Raw genomic sequence first — 26,430 nt, forward strand, 5'->3', positions numbered from 1 at the left:
AGTATGGCACGCAGAACCAAATTGCAAACATTTGAAGTTGAAGTTGAAGAAGCCCTCACAAAAGCTATGAACTTTGATTTCAATGACACAGAATTTGAAACAATATCATCCAATAATTCTGAAAATATTGTTAATGTCGATGATCTGATTCAAAAAATTGCAATGGCAGAAGAAGAATTCTTTGCTGAAAACGGTACGTCAACTTTTGTTTCTAATATTCATGATGAAGCTGTTGTTGATAAATCCGTTGTTGAACAGCTTTTTGCTCCAAAACCTTCACCTGATATTTCAGGTGGAACTGTTCATAATACATTGTTGTCTACAAAACTTCTTCCTGCAAATGATGATATAACAACCCCTGTAAATTTTGGACTATTAAAGCAGCGTTCTTCCTCTCGAGTCTACTGGTATACAACAGCGCTTAGTGCTTTATGGGCAACGGGAGGAGCTTTTATTGCGCATAAGCTCGCACCTACCGGACTCAGCTCCTTATCCAATATCAGCACTTTTGTTACATCCCCAACAGGACTCGCTGTAGCAGCCGGAACAGCAATTCCTATCCTTATATCTTGGGGCGTTGCTCAATTAACAAAACGTTCAAACGACTTGCATAACATTGCTCTTCTTATGACAAATGCTGCACAACGCCTTAGTGAACCACAACATTTATCTGAAAAACAAGCTATTGCTATAGGGCAAACCATTCGTGAAGAAGTAGCGGCAATGAACGAAGGTATTGAACGTACCCTCGGACGTGCTGTTGAACTTGAAGCAATCATACAAGGTGAAGTTCACAACCTAGAACAAGCCTATGCTGAGAATGAATCACGTATTCACACATTAATCAAAGAATTGAGCAATGAACGCATCGCCATTTTGAATCACGCAGATCGCGTACAATCAACAATTAAAGGAACCCAAGAACAACTGAGTGATGAATTTGGTTTAGTTACCTCTAAAATTGTAACCAATGTTGAAAAGCTTGCACAAACTCTCTCTCAAACTTTACAAAAACAAGGTGAAGACCTTGTTGAAAAACTTTCCTATGCCGGTGATGGCGTAACAAATCAGCTTGTTGAAAAATTTAACGAAACAACAACACAAATTCAGCAGAAAAACACAGATTTTTTTCATGAATTAGGAAAAAACTTCGATGGTTTTGCAAAACGATTTGATCATAATGAAAAGCAAATAGAAAAAACCTTTAATGAAACAGCTGAAAAAGCGGAAGTACATGTTGCTAAAATTGCAACACATATACAGGCAGTAACAGATCAAACTTTGCACGCTGTCGATGAAAAGTTTAAAGCCTTGGATAAAGCTCTTATTGATCGTAATAATCAATCTCTACAGAATTTTGATGAGAAGATCTTAAAGCTCGACGACCAAGCACATAAACTCTCTTCTAAATTTGATAACGTAACCTCGCAAGCAATTGGAGCCTTTGAACAACGTTTAGCAACTGTTGATCTTTCTCTTAAAGAACATAGTGATTCGATCATTGATTCCTTTATAGAACGCAGTCAAGCTTTAGAAGATAATGCTGAAAAACTTGGTAACTTCTTGGAATCTCATGTCTTGAAAATAAATGAAAACCTCCAGGAAAAAACAGCAGACATTACCCATGCATTTACAAATGGACGTGAAGCTATTCTTTCTGCAATTGATAAAAGTAAAGAAAGTCTGAGAGAAGAAATTCAGTATGTCGACAATGCCATTGTTGATATCATACAAGAACGTTCACAAGATTTTAAAGTACAACTTTCTGATCAACGAGCTCTTATGGCAGACATGCTCGATAACGAGAAGAATAAAATTGCGGATACATTAAGAAATCAAATTGATGTCTTGTCCCAAAATACTTCTCATATTGAAAAAGTTTTGGCTGACAATATTCAAGTCGTTGATAAACAGGCTGAAAATCATATCACAAACATCATTCAATGCACTGAAAAACTACAAGATGTCATTGTACAAAGCTGCAATACAACCCAAGATGCTTTAGAAGCACAAGCGAGAAATATTGATATCCGTGCCGATGCTCTGCGTGACTCTTTAGCGATTAATAGTTTTTCTCTCAATGAAGTTCTTGCCGATCAAGCACGCACACTTGAGCAACGCATGGAAACAATCCATAACCTCATTGCAAAAAGTGATATACGTGTCGATGTTGCATTGAAACAACAAATAGATTTAGTTGAGAGTGCACTTGTTGCCAATAATAAGAACATTACTGAAACGGTTCAAGATCATATCAAAAACCTTGAAAGCCATGCCGAAATTTTAAAGAATACTCTCTCTCAATCGAGTGGTGTTTTCTTTGAAACCCTTGAAACACGTATGGAATCATTCGATACAGATCTAGAAGATCGTGCACACAAGATTTTTGAACGGACAACAACGCTAGAGGAAACATTATCTGAAAAATTTAGCCAAATCTGTGAAGCCATTGATATGCAAACATCTGTTATTGAGGAACGTTCTGACACGTTAAAAACGTCTCTCATGCTTAATAATGAGCAAAGTCAGATAATTCAACAAGCGCTGGAAAGCAGTGTTGACAATATGCGTGTAACCTTAGAAGACTCTGTTAATACAGTTACAGATAATCTGCATAACAAGATTATAAAAGCTTCTGATATTCTTTCTTCTACGAGTGAACAAATTCTTTCATCTGTTACAAATGTTACTGCACAAGCAGAAAATATTCTCTCAGAATCAGGCAATCGCATTGTATCAAATGTCAAAAAAACTGTTTATGATACCAGTGAAAAAGTTCTGTCCGTTCTGTCTGAACAAACAGCGCATACTGTCGAAGCTTTCGCAACAGCCAGTCATAATGCACAAGCATTATTGAATGAAACCATTCACACATCAACAACAGCAATAGAGCAAGTTCTTAATGAACGCTGTGATGTTCTTCATCACTCTATGCAAAATTTTAAAAATGATTTAGGGTATCAGCTCTCTGATGTAACGAGCCGTCTGGAAGATGCAGAAAATCAAACAGCAACACAAATTTCAAAACATGTTGGAAAAATAACAGAGCTGACAAATCACTTAAATCAAGCAGCGCAAAATACGACAGAATCAATAGATTCTTTAACACAGCATATCGGTGAACAACTCTCTCTCTCCACACAAGAAGCTGAACAAAGAATTTATGCACATAATGAATTTTTAGTGAATAGCTTAACCAAAGCTAACTCTGAAACAATTCAAACAATAACGGTTATGAAGGAAGAACTTGTTAATAATGTCTCATCCGTCTTAACACAGTTGAATCAATCAATTTACAATTTTCACGAAAATAGTAATGTTTTATTATCAGCTGTTCAAAATATTGATGGTCAGTTTAATGAGAGTGCGAATAATTTTTTCCGCAACACGGACCAAGTAGCAGAGCGTTTGTCAGCCTCAAATCAAGCGCTCAATAATAATGTTGAAATTCTGCAAGGACTTTCAAAGAATACCTTTGAACAAATTAATCATATAACGAGCAGTTTTGGTGAACATGCAAAAACACTCTCCCAAACTATTCATGTTCTTGAACAGTCTGAAAATTCACTTAGTGCAACACTTGAAGAAAAACATAATATGCTTTCTGTATTAAGCGATGCTCTTGTTTCAAAGTCTCATGAAATTAATCAATTGATTGGACATTATGAAAAAATCTTCAACTCAGCACTTGAACGCTCTGATAAGAATGCACGTAACTCCACAAATTCATTCCAACAATCACTTAATAGGCTTGTTAGTGAAGCATCGACGCGTTTTTCAGAAGCAGCAGAAGACATACGTCGCTCCGCTGATGAAGTTCGTTTAGAGCTTTCAAAGATTAATAATGATATCAATGAAAATGTTAAAAAACTTCCAGAAAAGACAAAAGAAACAACGCAAACAATTCGCACAGCTTTGAATGAACAGATTACAGCGTTACAAGATCTAGTCAGTGTTATACAAAATGATCAAAAGAGCGCAAAAAAACAGCTGATATCAGAATTTCCTGCATCATCAATGTTTAATCAAAGAAATGACAATTCCACTGAGTCCGTTAAAAAGATCGTACCACCTAAGCCTATTTTGCAACAAGATCAAAGCAAAAAAAGACCAAATAAATGGGTGTCAAATCTCTTAGAAAGAGCTTCACGTGAAGAAACGTTTTATGATGCTCCCCCTAGTGATGATGTTTTAACATCAGTGCAAACAAAACCATCTCCTGCAAACAGCTCTCTTAATTCATTAGCTTCTGGTATAGTGAAAGCTATTAATCACAATGCCATTGTTGAGCTATGGGATCATTATCAACGTGGACAAAAAAACATCGTAACAGAACGCCTTTATACCTTAAATGGACAAAAAATATTTGAAATGATTAAGAGAAAATATATGAGCGATTTTGAGTTTAAACGTTCAGTGAATCAATATGTTACAGATTTCGAAAAGCTCTTACGTGATATATCGCGTAGTTCTGGTTCTTCCAGCTCAGTTCGCAAATACCTGATATCAGATACCGGAAAAGTTTATACTATGCTTGCTCATGCAAGTGGTCGAATCCAATAAAAAATAAGAAAAGTGGAAAAAGATATTTTTTCCACTTTTTTCCTCTCCAGTTGTTTTAATGGCTCATCGTAGAGTACTTTGCTTTCAACTACGGCTTTGTACTTCAAAGGCTGGAATAATTGGCATGCGGTTTTCTTTGATATCCTAAGCAATAACCCTAAAGAAGCGTAATGACTTATCAAACAACATATCACTTTAAGAATGATAAGCATATTTTCTATTTTCTTATCTTTTTCTTAACTCCTTTATTTTTCATAGTTTCATAAAGGTACAAAATAGGTAATAATTATTTTTGCTAATTGTGAAAAAATCCCATGCTCTTATATTAAAATAGCTCATAGAAACATTTCTATTTATTTTTCAAACGTTTTTTATCCACACATTACTCTCGTTTGAATTATGTAATTGAATATTTTTTATTATATTAGGTGAATTTTAAATAAAAGAATCTTATTGTATTCAAATTTCTCATTCAACATACGAAATGATGCATTATAAATTATAAAGAAAAGCGTTATGCTAAACATATGATTTTCATGTATCAAATCCGCAATTACAGCCATTTCAGCCACATCTTTGTTTATTAAAACACATAATTGTCAGTATATAAAAGATACAGCTTTCACTATTAAGAATCCAATTGAACAATGAACAACACAACTTCCATTCTCAACGTTCCAGTTTCCTTTAAAATAGCTGAATAAACAATTTATAAATTACAAATTGTTATTTAAAATTTCTTCTACCTCCGTATAAAACTTTAAATAAAATATATATTTTATAAAAAATGGATGAAATTGATAGGAACCGTTCTTCTGTTCTTTCCTTATTTTGTAAACATTGCAAAAAAATAATGGCTTGATAATGTAATCGTTAGAAAATATTTTATTTTTTTGTAAAATAATCAACTTTTACGAGTTTTATTAAGGAAAGAAAAACAAATGTGCTGCTATCAATGAAATTATTCATGCACACAAACAAAAAGAATCATCAAACTGGTTTTACGATCCAGAAGAATTTGCTCATGCTCATGCATTTTGATATTCAGAGAAATGAGGATCTATTAGTGGACAAAACCTTATCGTAGATGGAACATCTCATATACACATACGCTAACTTGGATATCATAAAAATGTCTAGAGAACGAAATAGTGATTTCAGTTCACCAAAAGCTGAACTTGACAGTGCCGCACTTTTTTATCACCAACACCCAAAACCTGGAAAATTGGAAATACAAGCAACAAAACCTCTTGATAATCAACGTGATTTAGCTCTTGCTTATTCTCCAGGCGTTGCAGCACCATGTCTTGCGATTCATGAAGATCCCAATCTTGCTGCTCAATATACCTCCCGTGCTAATTTAGTCGCTGTTATATCCAATGGAACTGCTGTTCTTGGTTTAGGAAACATTGGTCCACTCGCTTCAAAGCCAGTTATGGAAGGCAAAGCCGTTTTATTTAAAAAATTTGCGAATATTGATGTTTTTGATATTGAAATTGATGCATTCGATATAGAACAAATGGTACAAACGATATCAACCTTAGAACCTACATTCGGTGGTATTAATCTTGAAGACATTAAGGCTCCTGAATGTTTTGATATCGAAGAAAAGCTTCGTGCTAAAATGAATATTCCAGTTTTTCATGATGACCAACATGGAACTGCCATTATTGTTTCTGCAGCTGTATTAAATGCCTTAACTCTTTCAGGAAAAAAAATTGAAAATGCAAAAATAGTTACCTCAGGTGCAGGTGCTGCTGCCCTAGCTTGTCTTAATCTTTTGGTTCGTCTTGGGGCGAAAGTTGAAAATATTTGGCTTAGTGACTTAGAGGGGGTTGTTTATGAAGGTCGCAAGACCCTTATGGATCGTTGGAAAATCAATTACGCACAAAAAACGGACGCACGAACTTTATCTGATATTATTGATGATGCGGATATTTTTCTAGGCCTATCTGCGGGTGGTGTTTTAAAGCCTGAATATCTTAAAAGAATGGCTCAAAATCCACTCATTTTAGCGCTGGCTAATCCAGTACCAGAAATTATGCCTGAAGAAGCACGCTCTATACGACCAGATGCAATGATCTGTACAGGACGCTCTGATTATCCCAATCAAGTTAATAATGTCCTTTGTTTTCCCTATATCTTCCGTGGTGCATTAGACGTAGGTGCTTGTGCAATTAATGAAGAAATGAAAATGGCCGCTGTTCATGCGATTGCTGCCCTTGCACGTGAAGAAACTTCAGATGTTGTAGCACGTGCATACTCAAAAGAACCACCCAATTTTGGACCAGACTATCTGATCCCCTCTCCTTTTGATCCGCGTTTAATACTGCGTATTGCTCCCGCTGTTGCTAAAGCAGCAATGGCAACTGGTGTTGCCATTCGTCCCATTGAAGATATGGAAGCCTACTATGATATCCTCAATCGATTTGTCTTTCTTTCTGGTTTAACAATGAAACCTGTTTTTGCTGCAGCAAAAACAGCAAAACGTAAACGCGTCATCTATGCTAATGGTGAAGATGAACGCGTCCTTCGTGCAGCACAAGTTGTCATTGAAGAACAAACCGCAACGCCTCTCCTTATCGGCCGTCCACATGTCGTAGAAGCGAGATTAAAACGCTTTGGTTTAAGAATTCGTCCTGGTATAGATTTTGAATTAACCAACCCTGAAGATGATCCACGTTTTCGTGATTATGTTAATTTATTTTTTCATTATACAGGAAGGCGTGGTGTTACGCCTGAAATGGCAAAAACAGTAGTAAGAACATCAACAACGGCTATTGCTGCCCTTGCCGTCATGCGTGAAGAAGCAGATGCAATGATTTGCGGCTTAGAAGGACGTTTTGAACGTCAACTTGAATTGATTGAACAAATTATCGGTCTTGATCCTAATGTTCATCGTTTTTCTGCTATGAGTTTGCTTATCTCTCAACAACGTACTCTTTTCCTCACAGATACTTACGTCAACGAAAATCCTTCTGCAGAAGAAATCGCTGAAATGACTGTATTGGCAGCTCAAGAAGTTGAAGCATTTGGAATAACACCAAAAGCAGCCTTATTATCACACTCAAACTTTGGTTCTAAAAACACAGAAAGTGCGCGTAAAATGCGACGTGCAACAGAAATTCTTGCCAAATTACACCCTGATTTAGAAGCAGACGGTGAAATGCATGGTGATTCTGCCCTTTCCAAAGTTTTTCGTGATCGTGTTTTTCCTGATTCTCGTCTTAAAAGTGAAGCTAATTTGCTTGTCTTTCCAACACTTGATGCAGCCAATATCACGCTCAACACTGTTAAAAGCCTCACAAATGCACTCCATGTTGGTCCTATTCTAATCGGGGCAGCACGTCCCGCCCATATCTTAACGCCCTCAGTAACTTCACGGGGAGTTGTTAATATAACAGCCCTTGCTGTCCTTGCAGCCAATAGAAAAAATAGTCTCGTAAAATAAATGCGCAATAAAATTTCAAAGTTTTTTAAATATTGAGATATAGCGTTTCATGTACTGTAAACCTCTTTTCTCTATAGAGAAAGATAGCTATATTCTGGATTAAGTCTTTTTTTTTAAGAGAAAAAAGGCTAGAAGAACGATATTAAATGTATTTTGAATTTACTAACTCTATAATAAGGAATCCGTACATTGCCTTCCACGTTTGATAAAGTTGCTAATATCATAGCAGAAATCAGTGAAATTGATCGCAATACAATTACACCTGAAAGTCATACAATTGACGATCTAGGAATCGACAGTCTTGATTTTCTTGATATTGTTTTCGCTATTGATAAAGCTTTCGGAATAAAAGTCCCTCTAGAACAATGGACACAAGAAGTCAACGAAGGTACTGTTGCAACAGAAGAATACTTTGTTCTTAAAAACCTTTGTGCAAAAATTGATGATCTCGTTGCCTTAAAACAGGCGGAGTAGTTTTTTCACCATGCATGATCAATCTGTATTCATCACTGGTATAGGCCTCATAAGCTCTCTGGGGGAAGGAGTTGATCAACATTGGAATCTCTTAAATGATCCAATCCGTACACCAAACCTAGATTGTACAACTTTTTCACCCTACACGGTTCATAAATTGCCCGAAATTGATTGGAGTTTACAAATTCCTAAAAAAAGTGATCAACGGCAAATGGGAACATGGCAGCGTCTTGGTACCTATGCGGCTGGTCTTGCTCTTGATGATGCTGGCATGAAAAATGATGAACACCTCACTTCAACAATGGACATGATTGTAGCAGCAAGTGGAGGAGAGCGTGATATTACTGTTGATACACAGATTCTTTCTAAAGCGCGCGCAGTTGCCGATCATGCCTCTATGTTAAATGTTGCTCTTTCAACCGAACTTCGTCCAACATTATTTTTGGCACAACTTTCAAACCTTTTGGCAGGAAACATTTCAATTGTTCATAAAGTCACTGGATCATCTCGTACATTTATGGGAGAAGAAGGCAGTGGGCTTTCTGCTCTTCAAATTGCTGTAGCTCGCATTAAATCAGGTCAAAGTACCCATGCTCTTGTAGGAGGTTCCTATAATGCACAAAGTTATGATATGTTGTTGGCGCATGAACTTGGTGGTCTTTTAACCCATAATGGATGGAGCCCAGTGTGGGATCGTAAAATCCACCCCGGCGGCGGTATCATAGCCGGTTCTGGTGGTATCTTCCTAGTTCTTGAAAGTGGAGAACATGCAAAAAAGCGCAACGCACGTGCTTATGCTGAAATTAGCCAAATTATTACAAACCAAACAGATAGAACCAAAATTCCACTTAGAGAATCAATTGCAACAATGTTAAAAACTGCGGGCGCTAAATCTGCCCTAGCCATTTCAGCAGCCTCAGGAGCTCACGAAGCAACAAAAGCAGAACAAAATGCTCTTGATAATGCTGATCTATCTTACCGTGGCATTACAACATTATTTGGTTATATGCGGGAAGCACAATTTCCTCTAGCTCTAGCTCTTGCAGCACTTTCAATTGAAAAAAAACACAGTTTTCCAGCGTTAAGTCCTCATGAAAAACCTTTTTCTAAAGAAGTACGTGAAATATTTGTTACAACTATTGGTATAAAAAGAGCTGAAGGTATTGTGCGTCTTACAGCTGTTTGAAGGGAATTTCTATAGTGAAATATCATGATCATTTTGGACGTCCACTTGTAGCAATAACTGGGGCAGGCATCGTCACATCACTGGGACAAGGAAAACATGAAAATTGGCAAAAATTAACAAGCGGTGTAAGCGGTATCCACAAAATAACACGTTTTCCCGTTGAGGGATTAAATACATATATTGCTGGAACAATTGATTTTCTCAAAGAAAGTACACTTGGTGCTTCAGCTCTTTCTGAGAAGCTTGCACATCTTTCCGCTGAAGAAGCTTTGGAACAAGCTGCTGTTGATAAAAAAAATTTTAATGGACCACTCTTTCTAGCTGCTCCTCCTGTTGAACTTGAATGGACCGCACGTTTTAGTCTTGATCAAGAGGACGAATTCAATGGTGAACCTTCTTATGCACACCTTCTTAAAGTCTGTAAGAATAAACTCCATGAAACGCTTTTTGAAGCCACACAATTTGGTGCAATTGCAGAAAAACTTCAAAAAACATTTGGCACAAAAGGACTTCCTGTTACACTTTCCACTGCTTGTGCATCTGGTGCAACAGCAATTCAATTAGGAGTTGAATCTATTAGACGGGGAGAGACAAATCGAGCTCTCATAATTGCGACAGATGGATCAGTTTCAGCAGAATCTCTCATCCGTTTTTCGTTACTATCTGCTCTTTCAACCCAAAATGATCCTGCTGAAAAAGCAGCAAAACCCTTTAGCCGTGATCGGGATGGATTTGTTATGGCAGAAGGCTCAGGTGCTTTTGTTCTTGAATCTCTTCAAAGCGCATTAAACCGTAATGCTACAGTTTTAGGAATTTTAGCTGGCTGTGGAGAAACAGCCGATGATTTTCACCGTACTCGTTCAAAACCCGATGCATCACCAGCAATTGAATCCATCCGCAAAGCTTTAGATGATGCAAAAATAACCATCAATGAAATTGATTATATTAATGCACATGGAACTTCCACACCTGAAAATGAGAAAATGGAATATCTTGCATTATCAACAGTATTCGGTGATCTTTTAGAGCATATTCCAGTCTCTTCTAATAAATCAATGATTGGGCATACATTAACTGCTGCTGGTGCAATAGAAGCGGTTTTTTCGCTTTTAACCATTCAATCGGGGATACTTCCACCTACAATAAATTATGATAATCCTGACCCTGATATCCCTTTAGATGTTGTTCCTCATCATAGCCGTAAAGCCTGTGTCAATGCAGTTTTGTCCAACTCATTTGGATTTGGTGGTCAAAATATGAGTCTTGTCATCACTGCATATAAAGGATAATCCTTTAATAATAAAATTTTATAACGCTAACCTAATAACATATTTAAAGGGAATGGTAATGCGTGCACTGCAACTCTTCGATGATCGTCGGCTTGAAATCACTAATATTTCCCCGCCATCTTCACCTAGTCTAGGTGAAGTAACTGTGCGGATAAAAGCCGTTGCTCTTAATCATATTGATGTATGGGGATGGCGTGGCATGGCTTTTGCGAAAAGAAAAATGCCCCTCATCATTGGTGCAGAAGCCTCTGGTGAAGTTATACAAATAGGAGATGGCGTTGAACATCTCCAACTTGGACAGATTGTCTCAATTTATGGTGCACAAACCTGCGGAGTATGCCAAGCTTGTCATGAAGGACGAGATAATCTTTGCAGTCATGTAAAGGGAGTCTACGGTTTTCACCTTGATGGATTTGCGTGTGAGCTTGTCAATTTGCCAGCACGTTTATTAGTTCCATCACCTCCCCAATGTGATGAATTGCAGGCAGCGGTTGCTCCAATTACTTTTGGTACCGTAGAACATATGCTTTTCGATAACGCAAAACTACAAGCAGGAGAAACAATCCTGATACAGGCTGGTGGTTCAGGTATTGGCTCTGCAGCCATTCAACTTGCAAAACACATGGGCTGTACAGTTATCACAACTGTAGGTTCAGATGAAAAAATTGCAAAAGCACACTCTCTTGGAGCAGATCATGTGATTAATTATCGTAAAGATCGTTTTGAAGGTGTGGTGCGTAAATTAACCCAAAAAAAAGGTGTTGACGTTGTTTTTGAGCATGTTGGTGTAGATACATGGAACGGTTCTTTGTTATGTATGAAAAAAGGAGCACGCTTAGTGACTTGCGGCTCTACCTCTGGTGTTTCAGCACCAATAAATCTCATGCAATTATTCCAACAACAACTTAAGATATTCGGTTCATTTGGCTGCCGTATGGAAAATATGAAAAATGCCATGCAAAAAATGGCAGAAAAAACTGTACACCCTGTCATTGATACAATTGTTGAGCTTGATGAAATTGATACAGCTTTAAAACGAATGGAGAGCCGTGATGTTTTTGGTAAAATTATCCTTAAAATCGATTAAATCATGATGAAGCTTTCTCTTAAAAATCTCATATATCTTATTAAAATTATAGCTAAAAAAATATCCTACTTGTTATGGGCATATCTGCTCTTTGGTTCTTTATTTATTCTAAAATGCTTTCCTGCCAAAATGGGAGTCTCTTTTTTTTCTTGGTTGGTAAAAAAAATTGGTCCCCTTTTACATCGTCATCAAATCACACTTAAAAATCTTAGAGGTGCATATCCAGAAAAAACAGAGCAAGAACTCCATGCAATTGCAATAGAAATGTGGGAAAATATAGGACGTTTCCTAGCCGAATATATTTTTCTTGATAAAATTTTTGATTTTGATCCTCATGCAGACGAGCCAGGTTTCATTGAGGTTAAAGGCGTTGAAATATTTGAGCGATTAAAAAATGAAAAAAAACCACATATTTTTTTCACCGCACATACTGGAAATTTTGAACTTCTGCCTATTTGTGCACAAAGTTTTGATCTTAATGTTACAGTATTATTTAGACCACCCAATAATCCCTATGTTGCCAAACGAGTCCTTAAAGCACGACAAACTTCTATGGGGCATCTTATTCCCTCCAAGGCCGGTGCAGCATGGGCATTAGCAGCCAAATTAGAAAAAGGTGAAAATGTTGGTATGCTCGTTGATCAAAAATTTCGCCGCGGTATCATGGGAACATTTTTTAACAGACCTCTTAAAACAAATCCCTTAATTATAAAACTCGCTCGACAATATGACTGTGATATTTATCCAGCACGTTGTATTCGTTTGCCTAATGGACGTCATCGTTTAGAGTTATATGAACATATAGAACTTCCACGTGATGAAAAAAATGATATCGATATAGCTGCTTCTACGCAAAAATTAAATGATATTGTTGAATCTTGGGTCCGTGAATATCCTGGACAATGGATGTGGTTACATAGACGTTGGGACACCTAACATAAGGCTCTATTGCTTACAAAGGAAGTGCAAATGTTAGCTTCAAAAGACATCAAAGATCTCATTGCAATTATCACTGCATTACGAAATTCTGATAGCGGTTGTATCTGGCATAAAAAACAAACTTTTGAATCCCTCATACCCTATATGCTCGAAGAAGTTTACGAAGTAATCGATGCCATTGAACGAAAAAACCGAAAGGATCTCTGTGAAGAACTTGGAGATCTTCTTTTACAAGTTATCTATCATGCTACCATTGCACAAGAAGAAGGCAGCTTTACTTTTGAAGATGTTGTTTATGCAATCACGGCAAAAATGATTCGACGCCATCCTCACGTTTTTGGAAATGCCGAGCAAAAAAAACGAGGATTTATAAAAGAAGAGTGGGAATATATAAAAAAAAGAGAACAGGTTGAACAAAAAAAATTGCGCGAAGAAAAAAACAACAATTCCTCCACAAGCATACTCGCACAAGTAAAACAAATCCAGCCAGCAAACCAAGAGGCACTTGCTTTACAAGAAGCAGCAGCTAAAGTAGGTTTTGATTGGAAAAAAAGTGATAAAGTTTTTGAAAAAATAGAAGAAGAACTCGAAGAGCTCAAAGAAGCCATCAAAAATAAACAAAATTCAGAGATAGAAGCAGAGTTTGGAGATCTCTACTTTATTCTCCTTAATCTCGCACGCCACTTAGCGATTGATCCACAAAAAGCATTAAAAAAAACGAATATAAAATTTCGAAACCGTTTTGCCTATATTGAAGAAAAGCTATCCACTCAATCTAAAACACTCACTGACGCATCCTTGAATGAAATGGAAGCACTTTGGAAACAAGCTAAAAATGAACAATAAAAATATTAGATTTTTTCTACCTCAAAGAACAAGTCCCTCTAAAATTACTGAATTATAATTCAGCTCAGCTCAATTTGTTTTATATTGATCCTGCGTAGCAGGACGAAGTTCCACCGATTCGCCACACCCACATGCTGAAACTTGATTAGGATTTTTAAAGACAAAACCAGAACGAAGCGTTGTCACTTCATAATCCATCTGCGCCCCTAATAAAAATAATACCGCATCATGTGCTACGAAAACACGGGCACCATTCACTTCAACAACATCCGCATCTATCCCCTTTTCTTTGACAAGAGTAATTGTATACTCCATCCCTGCACAACCACCTTTTTTGATACCAACAAGAATACCCTGTGCATCTTTTGCATCCATAATCGCTTTAACACGATCCACTGCTGCTTCCGTCAAATTTATTACCGAAAAACGGCTCATGGTTTACTCTTTTCTTAGTTCAATAAACATTTTGAAAGTTTTTCCTCTATAATATTGTATCTAGTATTTTAGAAAAAAAACAACAAAACCTAAATTAAAGTATTCTGACCTTGTTTATTTGGATAAAAACGCGTACCCATAAAATGAGATTTATGATTATACAATCCAGAACTTACAATTTTTTGTCCACATAAAACACAAAATACTTCGTCTATAAAAACTCTAAACAAAGGAAAACGTTTCAATACCATACATTCACTCCTCTCCTTTTAAAAATCTTTATCTTTTTAGAAAAGTAACGATTAGATAAGGAAAAAATATACCCCCCGTACTCATTTTCTCCCCTCCTTCTCCAATTCATACCCCTAAATCCACCAATCTTACCCCTTCACAAAATGATTACAAAGAATTTTACAGATTTGTTACGTATCTTGAATTGATAACAAGATATTGATGTCCAAAATTTTTTACTTTCAAAAGCTCTAAGTGCAAGAGCATTTTAGATTTTATTCTGTTTATTTTTTCTCTTGCCTTTAAAGAAACAGTCATTTAATCGTTTTACACAAACTCGGAGCGTAGCGCAGCTTGGTAGCGCACTTGACTGGGGGTCAAGGGGTCGTGGGTTCAAATCCCGCCGCTCCGACCATTTTTCAAATGCTATAAAATAAAAAATAAGCTTACTTAAAAAGTGAATTATTATGCATTTCAATTAGCACATACATGAATTTTTTCTTCAACGTAAAATAATGTGCAATAACATTTTATCACAAACTCGAAATAAGCTGTTTTATTAAAATAAGCTTCGTTCTTAGGAAAACACACACACGAAACGCGAGACCTTTTGCCTCGCGTTTTTTATTCTTCAGAAAAATTTATAATTATTCGGTCTTATATTTTCTAAATTTTCCTACACGACAATGTCGCTATTATCATTTTTTGTAATGGATGGTGACATCTGTACGGTTATCTTTTTGGGTTTTAATTCAGCTGGCATTTCCCTTTTAAGCTGAATATGAAGAAGCCCATCTCCAAGTTCTGCTCCAATAACCTTAACATGATCAGCCAAATGAAAACGCCGTTCAAAAGCACGCGAAGCAATGCCTCGATAAAGGAATTCTCGCTCTTCATCATCATTTTCAGACTTTCTGTTTCCCTTAACGATCAGCTGGTTACAATGCGTTTCAATATCAATTTCATCTTGAGAAAAACCAGCAACAGCCATAGAAATTCTATAAGAATCTTCAGTTAAACGCTCGATATTATAAGGGGGATAAGAAGAAACTTCATCTGGTTGTCTTCTAGAATCAAACCAGTTAAAAAGATGATCAAAACCTACTGTGGAACGATAAAATGGTGAAAAATCTACTTGACGCATAATATTGCCCTCCTCTAGAGCGACTATAATTTATAATTAATTCACAAAGTTCCCAAATGGCAAACTTACTTGTGAACCTGCGGCCCCATCATGGCAACCACACTATATTATCTGGTAATTGTTTTTCTTTATTTCAACTCTTTGGAACCTAAATTGATAAAAACTATCTAAAAAGCAATATACCCCTTTTTAAATCCTTTTTCTTCATTACATAAATGTCAAAGTCCTCTCATTATCTCACGTTGCACTAAGCGGCAAATACACTGTAAAGGATTTCAATTGGAAACACCTATTTATCCCATAGACTGGGCTTCCACTCCTCCTAATATCCATCATGGTACTCTTAAAATAGCAATAGATCACGAAATTCGTTTTGCGATAACATATCCTGAGGTGGAAAAATCTAAGGGAACAATTGTTATTCTCAAAAGCTACGCAAGTACTTTAGAAAAATATTTTTTATTAATAAATGAAATTTCTAAACGCGGTTTTCATACAGCAATATTTGACTGGTTTGATCAAGAAAAAAAATCCTTCAAGATAAGAAAACAAAGCCGACATCATTGTTTTGATATAAATAATGATATTAATGACTTATATAAATTTCTTAAAAATATTGTTTATCCTAATTGTCCGCCTCCTTACTCTATGCTCGCCTATGGTATAGGTGGATTGATAGCACTTAGCGGATTAGATCTCATTAATTATCAGTTTAATAAATTGCTCTGTGTTTCTCCCCTTTTTGCTCCATTCGGTAATAAAACGAATGGTTTTCAACATAAATTAACACAATTTCTTTCTGATATAGGTCTTGGCTTTATACCAGCGAAAGATGGGAAAAAATTAAACAAAAAAAAACAAAACAATATAAAATCGGAACACATGCATAAAGTGCCGTTCCATTCCATTAAGCCCCCAACATCCCAATGGATGGCATCGGTATTTAATGCGATCGATTCTATGAAGAGAAATGTACTCCACGGAGATTTACGAATTCCAACACTCTTTATTCTAGCCAATCAAAACAATATTGCAAACAACATTGAAGTGCGGCAATTATGCCAACACACACGCCTGACAGAAAGTATTACTATTACAGGCGCTAAACTGGATACAATTATGGTTAACGAAAATTATAAAAAGCAATTTTGGGCTGCATTTGATGCATTTATTCCCGATAATGTATTTGTAAAATAACACTAAATCTTAATTTCCGCTCCACCCCATAAAAAAGAAAATTTCTACGAGCGTTGGATCTACAAACACTTTTTAATATAATGGATTTTACTTTCCAACCACTCATATGATTCGTTTTCTAGCCTCTACAGGCAAGCCATGACCTAAATATTTACCACGCATTCTAATAAAAAACTAATATACAAAGTATATCGTTACATTAAACAAAATTATTTTACATCATAAAAAATAACTTAATAAAAAAATATTTTGTATAATTAATAAAATGAAGATAATAAATCTACCTTAATATAACATGATACATATTTATAAATAAAACATCAAAATACTATTTTTGATCTATTATTAAGTGCTAATTTAATATTATATCTAGAAAAATAATAGTTTTCATCTATTTAAGGAAAAAACTGAAAATAAAGCGCACTTATAATATTTATTACAAATCTCTATAAAAACAAATAACTATGAAATTTCTATTTCTTAAGAGAATTTTTAAAAAACAATAAATTAACATAATATTCTTCTAATTTCTCTATATAGCAAGTCCCTACAGTAACGGTTTTCATAAGTTTTTTAATGAAATTCTGATAATAATCAGCGAATTTAAAAGAAAAGATAGCAATGAATCATCTTAAAAGTTTTAGAGAACCCCTTCTTTTTTCAAAATCACATATATTTTGAATTTAACCAACTCACAACGAATATGCTGTATTCTGAATAAGAATGTAAGAATTAACCATTTTGCCATTCATTTCAATTATGAGCATTTTACCGTCTTTTTTATAAATACTCTATATTGTATAATTGATGCGGCAAAACTCTGACAAATGGAGCCATTGGAACATAATCATGAAACGAATCCTGCTCGCAGAAGATGATAACGATATGCGTCGCTTTCTCGTAAAAGCCTTAGAACGTGCAGGCTACGAAGTCGCCGATTTCGATAATGGTATTAGCGCGTATGAACGTTTACAAGAAGAGCCATTTTCCCTTCTCTTGACTGATATTGTGATGCCAGAGATGGATGGAATCGAACTCGCACGACGTGCTACTGAGATTGACCCTGATTTACGAGTAATGTTCATTACAGGTTTTGCAGCGGTAGCACTCAATTCAAATAGTGATGCCCCTCCTGATGCAAAGGTTCTCTCTAAGCCATTTCACTTACGTGAACTCGTCAATGAGGTTGAAAAGATCCTTATCGCTGCTTAAAAAGTATTTTTTTAAGTTATTTGCATCTCTTGAAAGAGAAAACGAAATTAGGCATTGACGTTTATCATTCTATATGGTGTATGCAACATCAATGAATGGGCGTGTAGCTCAGCGGGAGAGCACTACGTTGACATCGTAGGGGTCACAGGTTCAATCCCTGTCACGCCCACCAGATTCTTTTTCTTATCCTATAACTTGCTGTATTTATACATCTTTTTTACTGTGAGGGATGTCTGAATAAAGTTAGAGGAATAGGGTTTTTTAACATTTCTCTACAAAGGTAGCATTTTTCTCTCTTTTTGATTCGCGAATTACTTCTGGTATTTGTTTGAATTTTTCTAAATCCTCTTGTGTAAAAATATCTATAAATCTAGAAAACATGCCAACAATTTCACGCCTCAACGGATCAGAAGTCTTGATTGTAAAACTTGTGCGACAAGCATCCGATTCTCTTCTCAAAATTTCTGCTACCCCTTGATCTAAAGCATAGAGTTCAATTATCTTTTCCTCCAGTCCTACAGGAACAGATTTTTTTCTGATCTATACAAAAGATAAAAATGCTACAGATATGTCTAATTTCTTAGCCATATCTAAGAGGCGTTCTGAGTGATCAAGACAAAGTTTCCGTAAAATTTTACCAAAGGATGTAAGCATCAAAAACGTCCTGTTAGAGAAAAAATATTTCTTCTGATTCTAACAAATCTTTTTATGATTTCCTCAGTTATTACGAATCAAGAGTTCTTTTCGAAGAGTTTTTTTTAGCAAAACCAGATGTCCAAAGGGTCTCTAATTCTAAAAAGTCAAAATCCCTAAAGATCTCTCGAACCTCATCACTATCATTCAGACTCAAGACAAATTTTCCTTGGATGCTTTTGAGAACTTTTGCCATCCTCACAAAATCATCTTCAACAAAATTCCCAGAGCTGTAATACCTCCTCTCTACAAGATAAGGCAAGTCTAGGTAAAATAAACTGTCGGGGGCATCAAAAAATTCGACAACTCGCTCCCACGATAAATTTAAGATCGTCGTATCAAGAAGCTTCTGTCTAACACGCCGCATCCTTGCTAAAAGCTTATCGGGATTAAATAATGTAAGCTTTTTTCTTCCAAAACTAAAAGAGACATAATCTTTTTTCCCATACATCACACAACGTTGGAGAAACAAACCATTCTAGTCGTTTGGCTAAATCATCAAAGTCATTTTGAACACATTGAAACAGATTCGTGATCTCTCCATTCAGATCATTAATAACGGAATATTTTGCTGGTCTTTTGTTTAGAAAAATAAAACCTGAACCTAAAAATAGTTCAACATAGGTTTCATGGCCAATATTATTTAAAATCGGTATAATTTTCTTACGCAGATAGTGTTTACCCCCCATCCACGCAAACAATATTTGTGTAAATTCTTGTTTCATCATATTTTTTAAGGAGAGATTTGGATATCTAACTTTTTTGTTATCCACTTTTTGAGGTGTGAGAAGCTATTCTCTACGGCGTCCACAAAACGGGAAAAATCTATTACAAACATAAAGAGGATGAAGGCAATCAATTTCATGATACGTGACATCATCTTTAAGCCTTGATAGGTCTCTATCATCTCATGAAGGAGCTGTTGTTCTTTTTCTGTAAGACCTTTATCTTTGCTGCTTCGTTTCTTGACCATCTTTCCAACCACATAAATGGGCTCCCTGCTTGTTATGCTTCAAAATATCTCTTGCAAGGTTGGAACTGATGACCGCAACATCCTTGTTATCCAAATAAATGGGCAACCAGCCACCACAAGAAACAGACCTATTTGCCGCGCACCCAACGAGAAAGTTCAGAGCGCACACCAGCATCACTTTTTTGATTAACTTCATTTTCCACCTCAAGCCGCGTTGTTGCTGTCTTTAAAGCATTCTCGGTTTGCTTTTTCCGTTCGCTTTGCTTGCCAAGGTGAAACGCCTTGGCTAAAGCCGCTATAAAACAAAACTTCTCAAGACAGATATCATTGGTTCTGGAACACCGATACCTCTTAATTTTTTCAAGCAAAAAAAAACAAAACGCGGCGTAACTTACACAATGTTTGGAAAAAAGAAATCTTGCCTCATGGTTTTATTAAGGGTGGAAATTTTCCAAAGCGTGTTGATTTAAAAAAGATGAAGAGTAATGTTTTTCAAAGAGTAGACGGAGGTAAATTCCCCATTGCAAAACAAGAAGGACCATCAATTGCTGGAGTGATGTCCAAGCCAGAAATTGCAAATTCTATCGCACAATATACCAGTGAAAGATTAACTAAAAACATACAGAGACAACTTGAACGTCAAGAATACGCTGCTAATAAGAAAGCTAAATAATGTTCTCAAGCTTTATCTACCTATCCCGTATCCTTATGAGTTTATGCATTACACACTTTGATTGCAATTTTAAAAACAGATTATCACTTATGCTTTGTTTTTTTATAAAAAAGTCAATAAAATAAATATAAAAGATACTTCCCAGCGAGTTAGCTTCGTTACGGGGCAGGCTGCGCAAACTATCGCTAGCGACAGAATTTTCAAATTAACTGTACATTGTACACTTAACTCATTGATAAATAATGATTTCAATATGTACACTGTACAGTATATAATTATTTTGAGATGGAAATTATTTTTATTCTCGACATTATTGCGTCAATGTATATTTTCGAATCAGGTGCCTAAGAAACACCTTAAATCGATAGCGGATAGATTACCGACACAATCTCTTCTCCGCACATTAGGGACTTTGACTCATTATATGCTACATGCATATAATGGATTTGTCGGGTGTAGTTACGCTATACAATACTCTTTATGGGGAAAGCGTAACGACGGACTATCGACCGTCTTTCTTAGCGCCCAGCATTCTTCTGGAATGTCAATAAGAAACCTCTAATCGATAGGAGTTCACTATGAACACTCTTATAGAAATTAAATAACGGGTTATTGATAGAGAGGCTGTTCAAACCGTCAATGCTCGTGATTTGCATGCGTTTTTGGAAATTACATCAAAATTTGCAGACTGGATTAAAAATCGTATTAAAGAATGCAAATTTCGAGAAAATATAGACTTATAGCTTTTTCTAAAAATTTAGAAAAAGGTGGGCGTCCAAGCATGGAATATCACCTCACCTTAGACATGGCAAAACACCTTTCAATGATCGAGCGTAATGATAAAGGTCATCAAGTAAAAGAGTATTTTATCGAATGTGAAAAGCTTGCAAAACAAGTAGCGACACCGCAAATCGATTACTCCAAGCCCGAAGCATTACTTGGCGTCTTGAATCACCTACAAAATCAAATCGAACAGAAAGTAGCATCATCGCAGAATAGCACCCAAAGCAGACGCGCTTGAGGATTTAAAGCCTTCTGATGGTTTGTTCGGTCTTATTGAAGCGGAAAAAATTTTTGAAGTACGGCCAAAGGACTTAACAGATTACTTACATAAACATGATTGGGTGTATCGCCGTATTCCAAGTGGTCCATTATTACCCTATCAGGATAAAATCAAGAAAGGATTTATGGATTATCCTGCTATCACTATTCAAGGACCTGATGCTACAGAAAAGATACTGCCTTCAACAAAAATTACACCAAAAGGATTGGCATGTTTGAGAGAACAAATATCTTTGGGGGTATGCAATGAAGGTAGATACCAACTTTTTATGTAATGTGTGAATGGCTTTGTTTCAGTTTGTCAATTGTGAATATGTAGATAAAAAAAATTGTAGTACTCTGGTTAACATTATGGGTGTGATAGAAAAAGCTTTGATTTTAAAACTTCAAGATGAGGTACCGAATATTACAAAGATTCTAGCAGTTCTTAAAGGCTTTGGAACTTCAGAACTCCCGCATAGCATGAATTCGTTATTGCAAGCTTATGCTCCTACTTTGGAGAGCCCTGTTGTGGAAGCTGCTTAGCTAAAAACATAACTCCCCTCTCCATTCTCAAAAATGGGGAGGTAGTTTAAAGATCAAGTTTTGAATGAGAGCCTAGACATACTAAAACCTATCGATCTTGACCAATCAAGCGATAAATCAACACTAAGTCAGGTCGAATATGGCAATCTCGATAATTGCTCCAATTCCCAGTCAATGCATAGTCATGATATCGAGGTTCTAAAGGCTGGTCAATTGCTAATGCTGCAATGATTTGGCGCAAATCAATATCTAAAAGATGCCGATACCGTCCTTTCATTTCACGCTTGAAATCACGTTTGGAGATAGTGGTGCGTTCAATCGTCCACATAGATCATCAAATAATTCGTCTACGGAATGAAACTTTTTTAAGTTGCCTTCATCTAATTCCGTAAAAGCCGCTATGGTTTCCGCATCGGGTTGAAACAAGAAGGACGGAATAGCTTTATCTTGTGCAATACGCGTCATCAACACTCTCACAACATCACTTACTGATAAATCTGAAGCTTGAATAACTTGATTAGCGATATTTTGAATTTCTTCTGGTACACGCGCCTGAACCATACGACTAGCAGCCATAATGATCTCTCCTCTTGTAACTGTATTTCAGTGCAATACAATTGGAGTTTAATTTCAACCGCAAAATGTTTGGCTTATCTGATACGCCGAAAACCCCATTCCTCAAGCATCAGAAAAATACATCCCCCTTAATCCAGCAGCAGCAGATGGCAGTCAAACACCGGCAGGGATTTTTCTTTTGCCACTATTGACGCAACAGGCGCAGATCAACGCGCCGTGATTACAGCACGCTTATGCACTGTAAAAGCTTCTGAACTGCTATGGCCAGATGCCATCACGGATGAGCAAAAGAAAGCAGCCATTCAGTCTTTAGAAGACAAGAACAACATTCTATTGCGATAGGAGAATGCACACATGGATATGAATTTTTTTAAACATGATGCTTTCTCAAGCATCACAATGATGAAAGCCATTGAAAACTATGAGTTTCAACCTGGTCTTGTAAGCTCTCTTAATCTTTTTGAGGAAGTTGAAACCAGTACCACAGTGGTTGGGATTGAACGGCGTGATAATACATTTTCGCTTATTCAAACCAGCGAACGTGGCGCACCTTTGGCAGAAGGTGATAGAGAGGGGCGTAATCTTCGCTTTTTCAAAACAACACGGATTGCCAAAAGTGATACAGTGAAATCAGAAGAAATCCAAAACCGTCGTGAATTTGGCACAGAAGATCAGTTAGAAACAGCAATGAAATATATTGCCAGAAAACAAAAGAAACTGATTTCTGAAATCGAATTGACATGGGAAAATATGCAGCTTGGCGCTGTTCAAGGTGTTGTCCTTGATGCTGATGGCTCCGTGATTGTCGATTGGTACAAAGAATGGGAAATCACACCACCAAAGCCCATTGACTTTAAACTAAATGTTGAGACAACCAATGTTGCTGACAATGTTGATCGAGTCATTATGAGGATGATTGAGGCTTCAAAAGGAGCATTTTCTGATCGTTCACGCATTATTGGGCTTTGTGGAAATGAATTCTTTTCCAAGTTGAAAAACCATAAAACAATTCGTGAGACCTATTTAAACACAGCCTTAGCACAGACACTTAATAGCGCCGGAGGTGTTGCAACACCAAGCGCTCTTGGCTCGGGCAGCTTTGGCAGTTTTGACTTTGCAGGTGTCACTTTCATTAATTACCGGAGTATTCACAACTATAATGTAAGTGCGAAGGCTGGAACAAAGCGCACCATAGGAATTAAGCCTGATGAATGTCAATTCTTCCCTGTTGATGCGCCTGGTGTCTTCCAAAAAACCTTTGCACTAGGTGAAAGCTTGGATTTTGCCAACACGGTTGGAAAGCCTCTCTACACCATGCTGATCGTTGATCACGACCGTAATGCATGGGTAAAACCGGAGGTCTACAGCTATCCGCTTTACATTTGCACACGCCCAGAAATGCTGTTTAAAGCCGTGATTGGAGCGAAATAACATGCGATGGCACGGGCTGCTAAACCAAATGGTTAAAGATGTGCGCAACACTTTTGGGCAGCCCATCATCTACACGCGAAAGGACAACCAACAATCTTTTCGTATCACAGCGATTTACACCATTAAGCATTCAGAATCGGACGCTGGTGGCAGAATCCCTACCACAATTGCAAGAAAGGAACTTGATCTTTGTATCAATGATATTGGGGGCGGGTGCCACCAAACCCTCAAGATAGTGTTATTGTGATGGTTCCTAAAAACAGCAAAGCTCCCTCTTCCCAAGAGCACTTCGTGATCACAGATGTCCAAGCCTCAGAATCTGGTATGTATAAGCTTATCTTGCGGGAGATAAAAAATGGACGCAACTTTATCTTGTGTGTTTAAAAATCAATAAGGCTGCCCAAGAGCCCGGATTACTGCTGCAAACCTTGGATTTGGAATGGCACTAAATCGGTAATTCCATGGTGCGCCAGTACGGTGACTGATGTGACATCTTTGGTATGTTATAGTGACTGATGCAATTCCTGCCCAAGTAGTCCTTTCATTATCTTCAGGGCTTTCAAATACAATAGCTTGGTTTGTTACTAAAAGACGTCCTAAAGCTGGAGTCTTTTCGCCAATATTGAAGGTAACGCGTTCTTGAACTCCCAACAGTTTTTCATTTTTTGCTAAACGATAATCATATTCACTTGCATCAAGTTCTTGAAACATTTCACATGCTTCCTCAAAATTAGAGGGAGGAATATCTGATTGCCACAGAGAAACTTCTTGCTCAAAGTTTTTTTCCTTTTTCGCCTCACGATAGGCAATAATAACAAAAATTAAAACAATAAGAATGGGTACTAATAACCATGGTGTAATAGTTACTGTTACCACAATGCCTCCACTCAACAGAACACAAAGGAGAAAGATCTGTACCCTCTTTTCTAACCGTTTTTTTTCAAGTTCCAGCGACATTTTATTAACAACTGATAAATCAGAAGAAGGGTGGATATGGGGGGGAGGCATTAAAACCTGCTCTGAAACTTTTTCTTTAAAACGCTTTTTGCGTCTATCTTGCCAATGAACAAAAATAGACAAAGCAATAAATGCAAAGAAAATTAACCTGAACCATCCCCAAAAACCTAGACCATTATTTTCGTCTGACTTTTTGTCTTGAACATGGATACTTTGCTTATCAGTATTCTCAGGTAGTACCTGTTTCACGCTTTCATTTTGAGTAGCAACATATATTAATGAAGTCGAGGAGGAGGAAAAAATTTCATTATTGTATGTAACTTGATCTGGTTCGATTTTGTGAAAAAAAAACGCACCTAATATTGCAGAGCCGAGAAATAATAAAACTCCAATACCAAGAGTTTTCAGTCCGTTTTTCCGCCATTTTTTTATACACACTAAAACAAGTCCGACAACCATCACTGGGAATGATAACAAGTATACGATCACCGCAATTGTATCAAGCGTATCGAGCATTATTTCCCCCTCCACTATAAATAAAAAACTAAGCCAAAAAATTTAAAGTGAGTCGACAAATAAAGTAAAGATGTGCTTATAATTTTTAGAAAAAAGTGATATTGCTGCGTGACATTATTACAGCGATATGAATAATCGAATCAGGTGCCTAAGAAACACTTTAAAGCAACTAGCGAACGGATTGCTGGAACAATATCTTCTCCGCCAATTAAAGTTTTGACTCGTTGTATGTTACACGCATATAATAACTTTGTCGGGTATAGTTACACTATACAAGACCCTTTACGGGGAAAATATAACGACGGGCTAGTTGCCCATGTTTCTTAGCACCCAGAGCTCTTTTAAAGTGTCATTAAGAAACATCTAACAACTAGGAGTCCTTTATGAATACCCTTATAGAAATTAAAGAACAAATTATTGAGCAGGATACAGTTCAAACGATAAATGCTCGTGAGTTGCATGCATTTTTGGAGATAAAATCCGATCTCATTGATAGCTTGTGAGACGGCATCAAAAGCACGTGGTAAACCTTGTCCGAATGGTTTAGCGGCATGATAAGCAAATTAACCAACTGGATGCCTAATTGGATGAAAAAAAAGTTAGGGTTTAATGTTTCAATTAACAAAACTTCAACCCAAACCATTAAAACCTTTACCGATGAAACCAATACACGGGCAAAAAAACTGCTGGATACAGTAGTGCTTACAAATACCCCACCTGAAAAACGCAAGAGTGGTTTTAATACAAGTGTCATTGAAACAGGACAAATGCAGGCAACAAATAAAGTGGGTGCCTTTAAAACTCCAAAGCCAATTACGGTTCATAAACCCGTTGAAGTAGACGCCCGTGTAACAATTACAAATCTAAATATTTCAGTACCAAATGGTCTCAAGGACGAAATCAGAGACGCTGTCAATCAAGCACTTGAACGCTATGCAAAACAGCAACGTTTAGCCATAGCCTCTAGCCT

Annotated in this window: 22 protein-coding genes, 2 tRNA genes and 6 pseudogenes; 20 read left to right on the forward strand and 10 right to left on the reverse strand. The window is 36.7% G+C overall.

Features of this window, described 5'->3' with window-relative positions:
* Window positions 1-3 precede the first annotated feature (3 nt).
* The 8 genes from ACFIKB_RS07700 to mazG all read left to right on the forward strand — a co-directional run bounded on the left by ACFIKB_RS07700 (window position 4) and on the right by mazG (window position 13,835).
* Window positions 4-4,563: a hypothetical protein gene (locus ACFIKB_RS07700; RefSeq protein WP_375653223.1), complete on the forward strand. Its 4,560-nt coding sequence runs from the start codon at window positions 4-6 to the stop codon at window positions 4,561-4,563.
* A 1,132-nt stretch (window positions 4,564-5,695) separates the two neighbouring features.
* The gene (locus tag ACFIKB_RS07705) at window positions 5,696-8,014 is read left to right on the forward strand and encodes an NADP-dependent malic enzyme (protein ID WP_375644952.1); all 2,319 of its coding nucleotides are present in this window, start codon (window positions 5,696-5,698) and stop codon (window positions 8,012-8,014) included.
* A 189-nt stretch (window positions 8,015-8,203) separates the two neighbouring features.
* Window positions 8,204-8,488: an acyl carrier protein gene (locus tag ACFIKB_RS07710; RefSeq protein WP_375653225.1), complete on the forward strand. Its 285-nt coding sequence runs from the start codon at window positions 8,204-8,206 to the stop codon at window positions 8,486-8,488.
* Between the two features lie 10 nt (window positions 8,489-8,498).
* Window positions 8,499-9,674, forward strand: a complete 1,176-nt coding sequence (locus tag ACFIKB_RS07715; protein ID WP_375636046.1) for a beta-ketoacyl-ACP synthase — start codon at window positions 8,499-8,501, stop codon at window positions 9,672-9,674.
* A 14-nt stretch (window positions 9,675-9,688) separates the two neighbouring features.
* Window positions 9,689-10,963, forward strand: a complete 1,275-nt coding sequence (locus ACFIKB_RS07720; protein ID WP_375644950.1) for a beta-ketoacyl-ACP synthase — start codon at window positions 9,689-9,691, stop codon at window positions 10,961-10,963.
* Between the two features lie 58 nt (window positions 10,964-11,021).
* On the forward strand, window positions 11,022-12,050 hold the full coding sequence (locus ACFIKB_RS07725; protein WP_375636044.1) for a zinc-binding dehydrogenase: 1,029 nt from the start codon (window positions 11,022-11,024) through the stop codon (window positions 12,048-12,050).
* A gap of 6 nt (window positions 12,051-12,056) precedes the next feature.
* The gene (locus tag ACFIKB_RS07730; RefSeq protein ID WP_375636125.1) at window positions 12,057-12,986 is read left to right on the forward strand and encodes a lipid A biosynthesis lauroyl acyltransferase; all 930 of its coding nucleotides are present in this window, start codon (window positions 12,057-12,059) and stop codon (window positions 12,984-12,986) included.
* A gap of 33 nt (window positions 12,987-13,019) precedes the next feature.
* The gene (gene mazG, locus ACFIKB_RS07735; protein ID WP_375647598.1) at window positions 13,020-13,835 is read left to right on the forward strand and encodes a nucleoside triphosphate pyrophosphohydrolase; all 816 of its coding nucleotides are present in this window, start codon (window positions 13,020-13,022) and stop codon (window positions 13,833-13,835) included.
* Window positions 13,836-13,904: 69 nt separating this feature from the next.
* Here the strand turns inward: mazG and ACFIKB_RS07740 are convergent, their stop codons facing one another.
* A complete protein-coding gene (locus ACFIKB_RS07740; protein ID WP_375636042.1) occupies window positions 13,905-14,270 on the reverse strand; it encodes an iron-sulfur cluster assembly accessory protein in 366 nt (121 codons plus the stop codon).
* A gap of 569 nt (window positions 14,271-14,839) precedes the next feature.
* On the opposite strand from ACFIKB_RS07740, the gene ACFIKB_RS07745 reads away from it, so the two are divergent.
* Window positions 14,840-14,916: transfer RNA gene (locus tag ACFIKB_RS07745), tRNA-Pro, on the forward strand.
* Window positions 14,917-15,177: 261 nt separating this feature from the next.
* Here ACFIKB_RS07745 and ACFIKB_RS07750 read toward each other — a convergent pair.
* Entirely contained in the window at window positions 15,178-15,645 is a 468-nt protein-coding gene (locus ACFIKB_RS07750) for an Hsp20 family protein (protein WP_273788169.1), read from the reverse strand.
* Window positions 15,646-15,924: 279 nt separating this feature from the next.
* Here ACFIKB_RS07750 and ACFIKB_RS07755 point away from each other — a divergent pair, with 279 nt between their 5' ends.
* The 3 genes from ACFIKB_RS07755 (at window position 15,925) to ACFIKB_RS07765 (ending at window position 18,226) form a co-directional block, all read left to right on the forward strand.
* Complete coding sequence (locus ACFIKB_RS07755; RefSeq protein WP_375636041.1) at window positions 15,925-16,842, forward strand: alpha/beta hydrolase; 918 nt, start codon at window positions 15,925-15,927, stop codon at window positions 16,840-16,842.
* A gap of 849 nt (window positions 16,843-17,691) precedes the next feature.
* Window positions 17,692-18,054 (forward strand): cell cycle two-component system response regulator CpdR, encoded by a 363-nt coding sequence (cpdR, locus tag ACFIKB_RS07760; protein WP_005773448.1) that lies wholly within the window; start codon window positions 17,692-17,694, stop codon window positions 18,052-18,054.
* Between the two features lie 97 nt (window positions 18,055-18,151).
* Window positions 18,152-18,226: transfer RNA gene (locus tag ACFIKB_RS07765), tRNA-Val, on the forward strand.
* A gap of 89 nt (window positions 18,227-18,315) precedes the next feature.
* Here ACFIKB_RS07765 and ACFIKB_RS07770 read toward each other — a convergent pair.
* The 5 genes from ACFIKB_RS07770 to ACFIKB_RS07790 form a co-directional block, all read right to left on the reverse strand.
* Window positions 18,316-18,594 carry an XRE family transcriptional regulator gene (locus tag ACFIKB_RS07770; RefSeq protein WP_375653229.1) on the reverse strand — a complete coding sequence of 93 codons (279 nt, stop codon included), beginning with the start codon at window positions 18,592-18,594 and terminating at the stop codon, window positions 18,316-18,318.
* Between the two features lie 184 nt (window positions 18,595-18,778).
* On the reverse strand, window positions 18,779-19,198 hold the full coding sequence (locus ACFIKB_RS07775) for a DNA adenine methylase (protein WP_375647601.1): 420 nt from the start codon (window positions 19,196-19,198) through the stop codon (window positions 18,779-18,781).
* Window positions 19,167-19,475 (reverse strand): DNA adenine methylase, encoded by a 309-nt coding sequence (locus ACFIKB_RS07780; RefSeq protein WP_375635924.1) that lies wholly within the window; start codon window positions 19,473-19,475, stop codon window positions 19,167-19,169. The genes ACFIKB_RS07775 and ACFIKB_RS07780 overlap by 32 nt, the downstream gene beginning before the upstream one ends.
* A 5-nt stretch (window positions 19,476-19,480) precedes the next feature.
* Window positions 19,481-19,732, reverse strand: a complete 252-nt coding sequence (locus ACFIKB_RS07785; protein ID WP_375647602.1) for a hypothetical protein — start codon at window positions 19,730-19,732, stop codon at window positions 19,481-19,483.
* A 116-nt stretch (window positions 19,733-19,848) separates the two neighbouring features.
* Window positions 19,849-20,076 (reverse strand): hypothetical protein, encoded by a 228-nt coding sequence (locus tag ACFIKB_RS07790; RefSeq protein ID WP_375647604.1) that lies wholly within the window; start codon window positions 20,074-20,076, stop codon window positions 19,849-19,851.
* Here ACFIKB_RS07790 and ACFIKB_RS07795 point away from each other — a divergent pair.
* From ACFIKB_RS07795 to ACFIKB_RS07805, 3 genes and pseudogenes are all read left to right on the forward strand, one after another.
* Window positions 20,026-20,393: pseudogene (locus ACFIKB_RS07795) on the forward strand (hypothetical protein); the annotation flags it as partial. The gene ACFIKB_RS07790 and the pseudogene ACFIKB_RS07795 sit on opposite strands and share 51 nt — an antisense overlap.
* A gap of 611 nt (window positions 20,394-21,004) precedes the next feature.
* A pseudogene (locus ACFIKB_RS07800) lies at window positions 21,005-21,730 on the forward strand (antA/AntB antirepressor family protein).
* A 7-nt stretch (window positions 21,731-21,737) separates the two neighbouring features.
* Window positions 21,738-21,980 carry a hypothetical protein gene (locus tag ACFIKB_RS07805; protein WP_375635922.1) on the forward strand — a complete coding sequence of 81 codons (243 nt, stop codon included), beginning with the start codon at window positions 21,738-21,740 and terminating at the stop codon, window positions 21,978-21,980.
* An 88-nt stretch (window positions 21,981-22,068) separates the two neighbouring features.
* On the opposite strand, the gene ACFIKB_RS07810 is transcribed toward ACFIKB_RS07805, so the two are convergent.
* Window positions 22,069-22,308 (reverse strand): type II toxin-antitoxin system YafQ family toxin, encoded by a 240-nt coding sequence (locus ACFIKB_RS07810; RefSeq protein ID WP_375645096.1) that lies wholly within the window; start codon window positions 22,306-22,308, stop codon window positions 22,069-22,071.
* Entirely contained in the window at window positions 22,254-22,556 is a 303-nt protein-coding gene (locus ACFIKB_RS07815) for a type II toxin-antitoxin system RelB/DinJ family antitoxin (protein WP_375645097.1), read from the reverse strand. The genes ACFIKB_RS07810 and ACFIKB_RS07815 overlap by 55 nt, the downstream gene beginning before the upstream one ends.
* Before the next feature lie 106 nt (window positions 22,557-22,662).
* Here ACFIKB_RS07815 and ACFIKB_RS07820 point away from each other — a divergent pair.
* From ACFIKB_RS07820 to ACFIKB_RS07830, 3 genes and pseudogenes are all read left to right on the forward strand, one after another.
* Window positions 22,663-22,898, forward strand: a pseudogene (locus tag ACFIKB_RS07820) (head decoration protein); the annotation flags it as partial.
* 12 nt (window positions 22,899-22,910) lie between these two features.
* The gene (locus ACFIKB_RS07825) at window positions 22,911-23,987 is read left to right on the forward strand and encodes a major capsid protein (protein WP_375653228.1); all 1,077 of its coding nucleotides are present in this window, start codon (window positions 22,911-22,913) and stop codon (window positions 23,985-23,987) included.
* 1 nt (window position 23,988) lies between these two features.
* Window positions 23,989-24,371: pseudogene (locus tag ACFIKB_RS07830) on the forward strand (hypothetical protein).
* 3 nt (window positions 24,372-24,374) lie between these two features.
* Here ACFIKB_RS07830 and ACFIKB_RS07835 read toward each other — a convergent pair.
* Entirely contained in the window at window positions 24,375-25,460 is a 1,086-nt protein-coding gene (locus ACFIKB_RS07835; protein ID WP_375635919.1) for a hypothetical protein, read from the reverse strand.
* A gap of 383 nt (window positions 25,461-25,843) precedes the next feature.
* Here ACFIKB_RS07835 and ACFIKB_RS07840 point away from each other — a divergent pair.
* Together ACFIKB_RS07840 and ACFIKB_RS07845 are read left to right on the forward strand one after the other, a co-directional pair.
* A pseudogene (locus ACFIKB_RS07840) lies at window positions 25,844-25,954 on the forward strand (phage antirepressor Ant); the annotation flags it as partial.
* Between the two features lie 9 nt (window positions 25,955-25,963).
* Window positions 25,964-26,430: pseudogene (locus ACFIKB_RS07845) on the forward strand (phage tail protein); the annotation flags it as partial.

The sequence above is a fragment of the Bartonella sp. MR110HLJHH genome (assembly GCF_042194225.1).
In the GTDB taxonomy this organism is placed as follows: domain Bacteria; phylum Pseudomonadota; class Alphaproteobacteria; order Rhizobiales; family Rhizobiaceae; genus Bartonella; species Bartonella grahamii.

Coding starts and splice junctions, on each gene's coding strand:
- ACFIKB_RS07730 (WP_375636125.1), top strand. CDS start 12,057: ATGAAGCTTTCTCTTAAAAATCTCATATATCTTATTAAAATTATAGCT.
- ACFIKB_RS07700 (WP_375653223.1), top strand. CDS start 4: ATGGCACGCAGAACCAAATTGCAAACATTTGAAGTTGAAGTTGAAGAA.
- ACFIKB_RS07815 (WP_375645097.1), bottom strand. CDS start 22,556: ATGGCTGCTAGTCGTATGGTTCAGGCGCGTGTACCAGAAGAAATTCAA.
- cpdR (WP_005773448.1), top strand. CDS start 17,692: ATGAAACGAATCCTGCTCGCAGAAGATGATAACGATATGCGTCGCTTT.
- ACFIKB_RS07740 (WP_375636042.1), bottom strand. CDS start 14,270: ATGAGCCGTTTTTCGGTAATAAATTTGACGGAAGCAGCAGTGGATCGT.
- ACFIKB_RS07750 (WP_273788169.1), bottom strand. CDS start 15,645: ATGCGTCAAGTAGATTTTTCACCATTTTATCGTTCCACAGTAGGTTTT.
- ACFIKB_RS07825 (WP_375653228.1), top strand. CDS start 22,911: ATGGATATGAATTTTTTTAAACATGATGCTTTCTCAAGCATCACAATG.
- ACFIKB_RS07835 (WP_375635919.1), bottom strand. CDS start 25,460: ATGCTCGATACGCTTGATACAATTGCGGTGATCGTATACTTGTTATCA.
- ACFIKB_RS07780 (WP_375635924.1), bottom strand. CDS start 19,475: ATGATGAAACAAGAATTTACACAAATATTGTTTGCGTGGATGGGGGGT.
- ACFIKB_RS07705 (WP_375644952.1), top strand. CDS start 5,696: ATGTCTAGAGAACGAAATAGTGATTTCAGTTCACCAAAAGCTGAACTT.
- mazG (WP_375647598.1), top strand. CDS start 13,020: ATGTTAGCTTCAAAAGACATCAAAGATCTCATTGCAATTATCACTGCA.
- ACFIKB_RS07725 (WP_375636044.1), top strand. CDS start 11,022: ATGCGTGCACTGCAACTCTTCGATGATCGTCGGCTTGAAATCACTAAT.
- ACFIKB_RS07715 (WP_375636046.1), top strand. CDS start 8,499: ATGCATGATCAATCTGTATTCATCACTGGTATAGGCCTCATAAGCTCT.
- ACFIKB_RS07805 (WP_375635922.1), top strand. CDS start 21,738: ATGGCTTTGTTTCAGTTTGTCAATTGTGAATATGTAGATAAAAAAAAT.
- ACFIKB_RS07810 (WP_375645096.1), bottom strand. CDS start 22,308: ATGTGGACGATTGAACGCACCACTATCTCCAAACGTGATTTCAAGCGT.
- ACFIKB_RS07775 (WP_375647601.1), bottom strand. CDS start 19,198: ATGTATGGGAAAAAAGATTATGTCTCTTTTAGTTTTGGAAGAAAAAAG.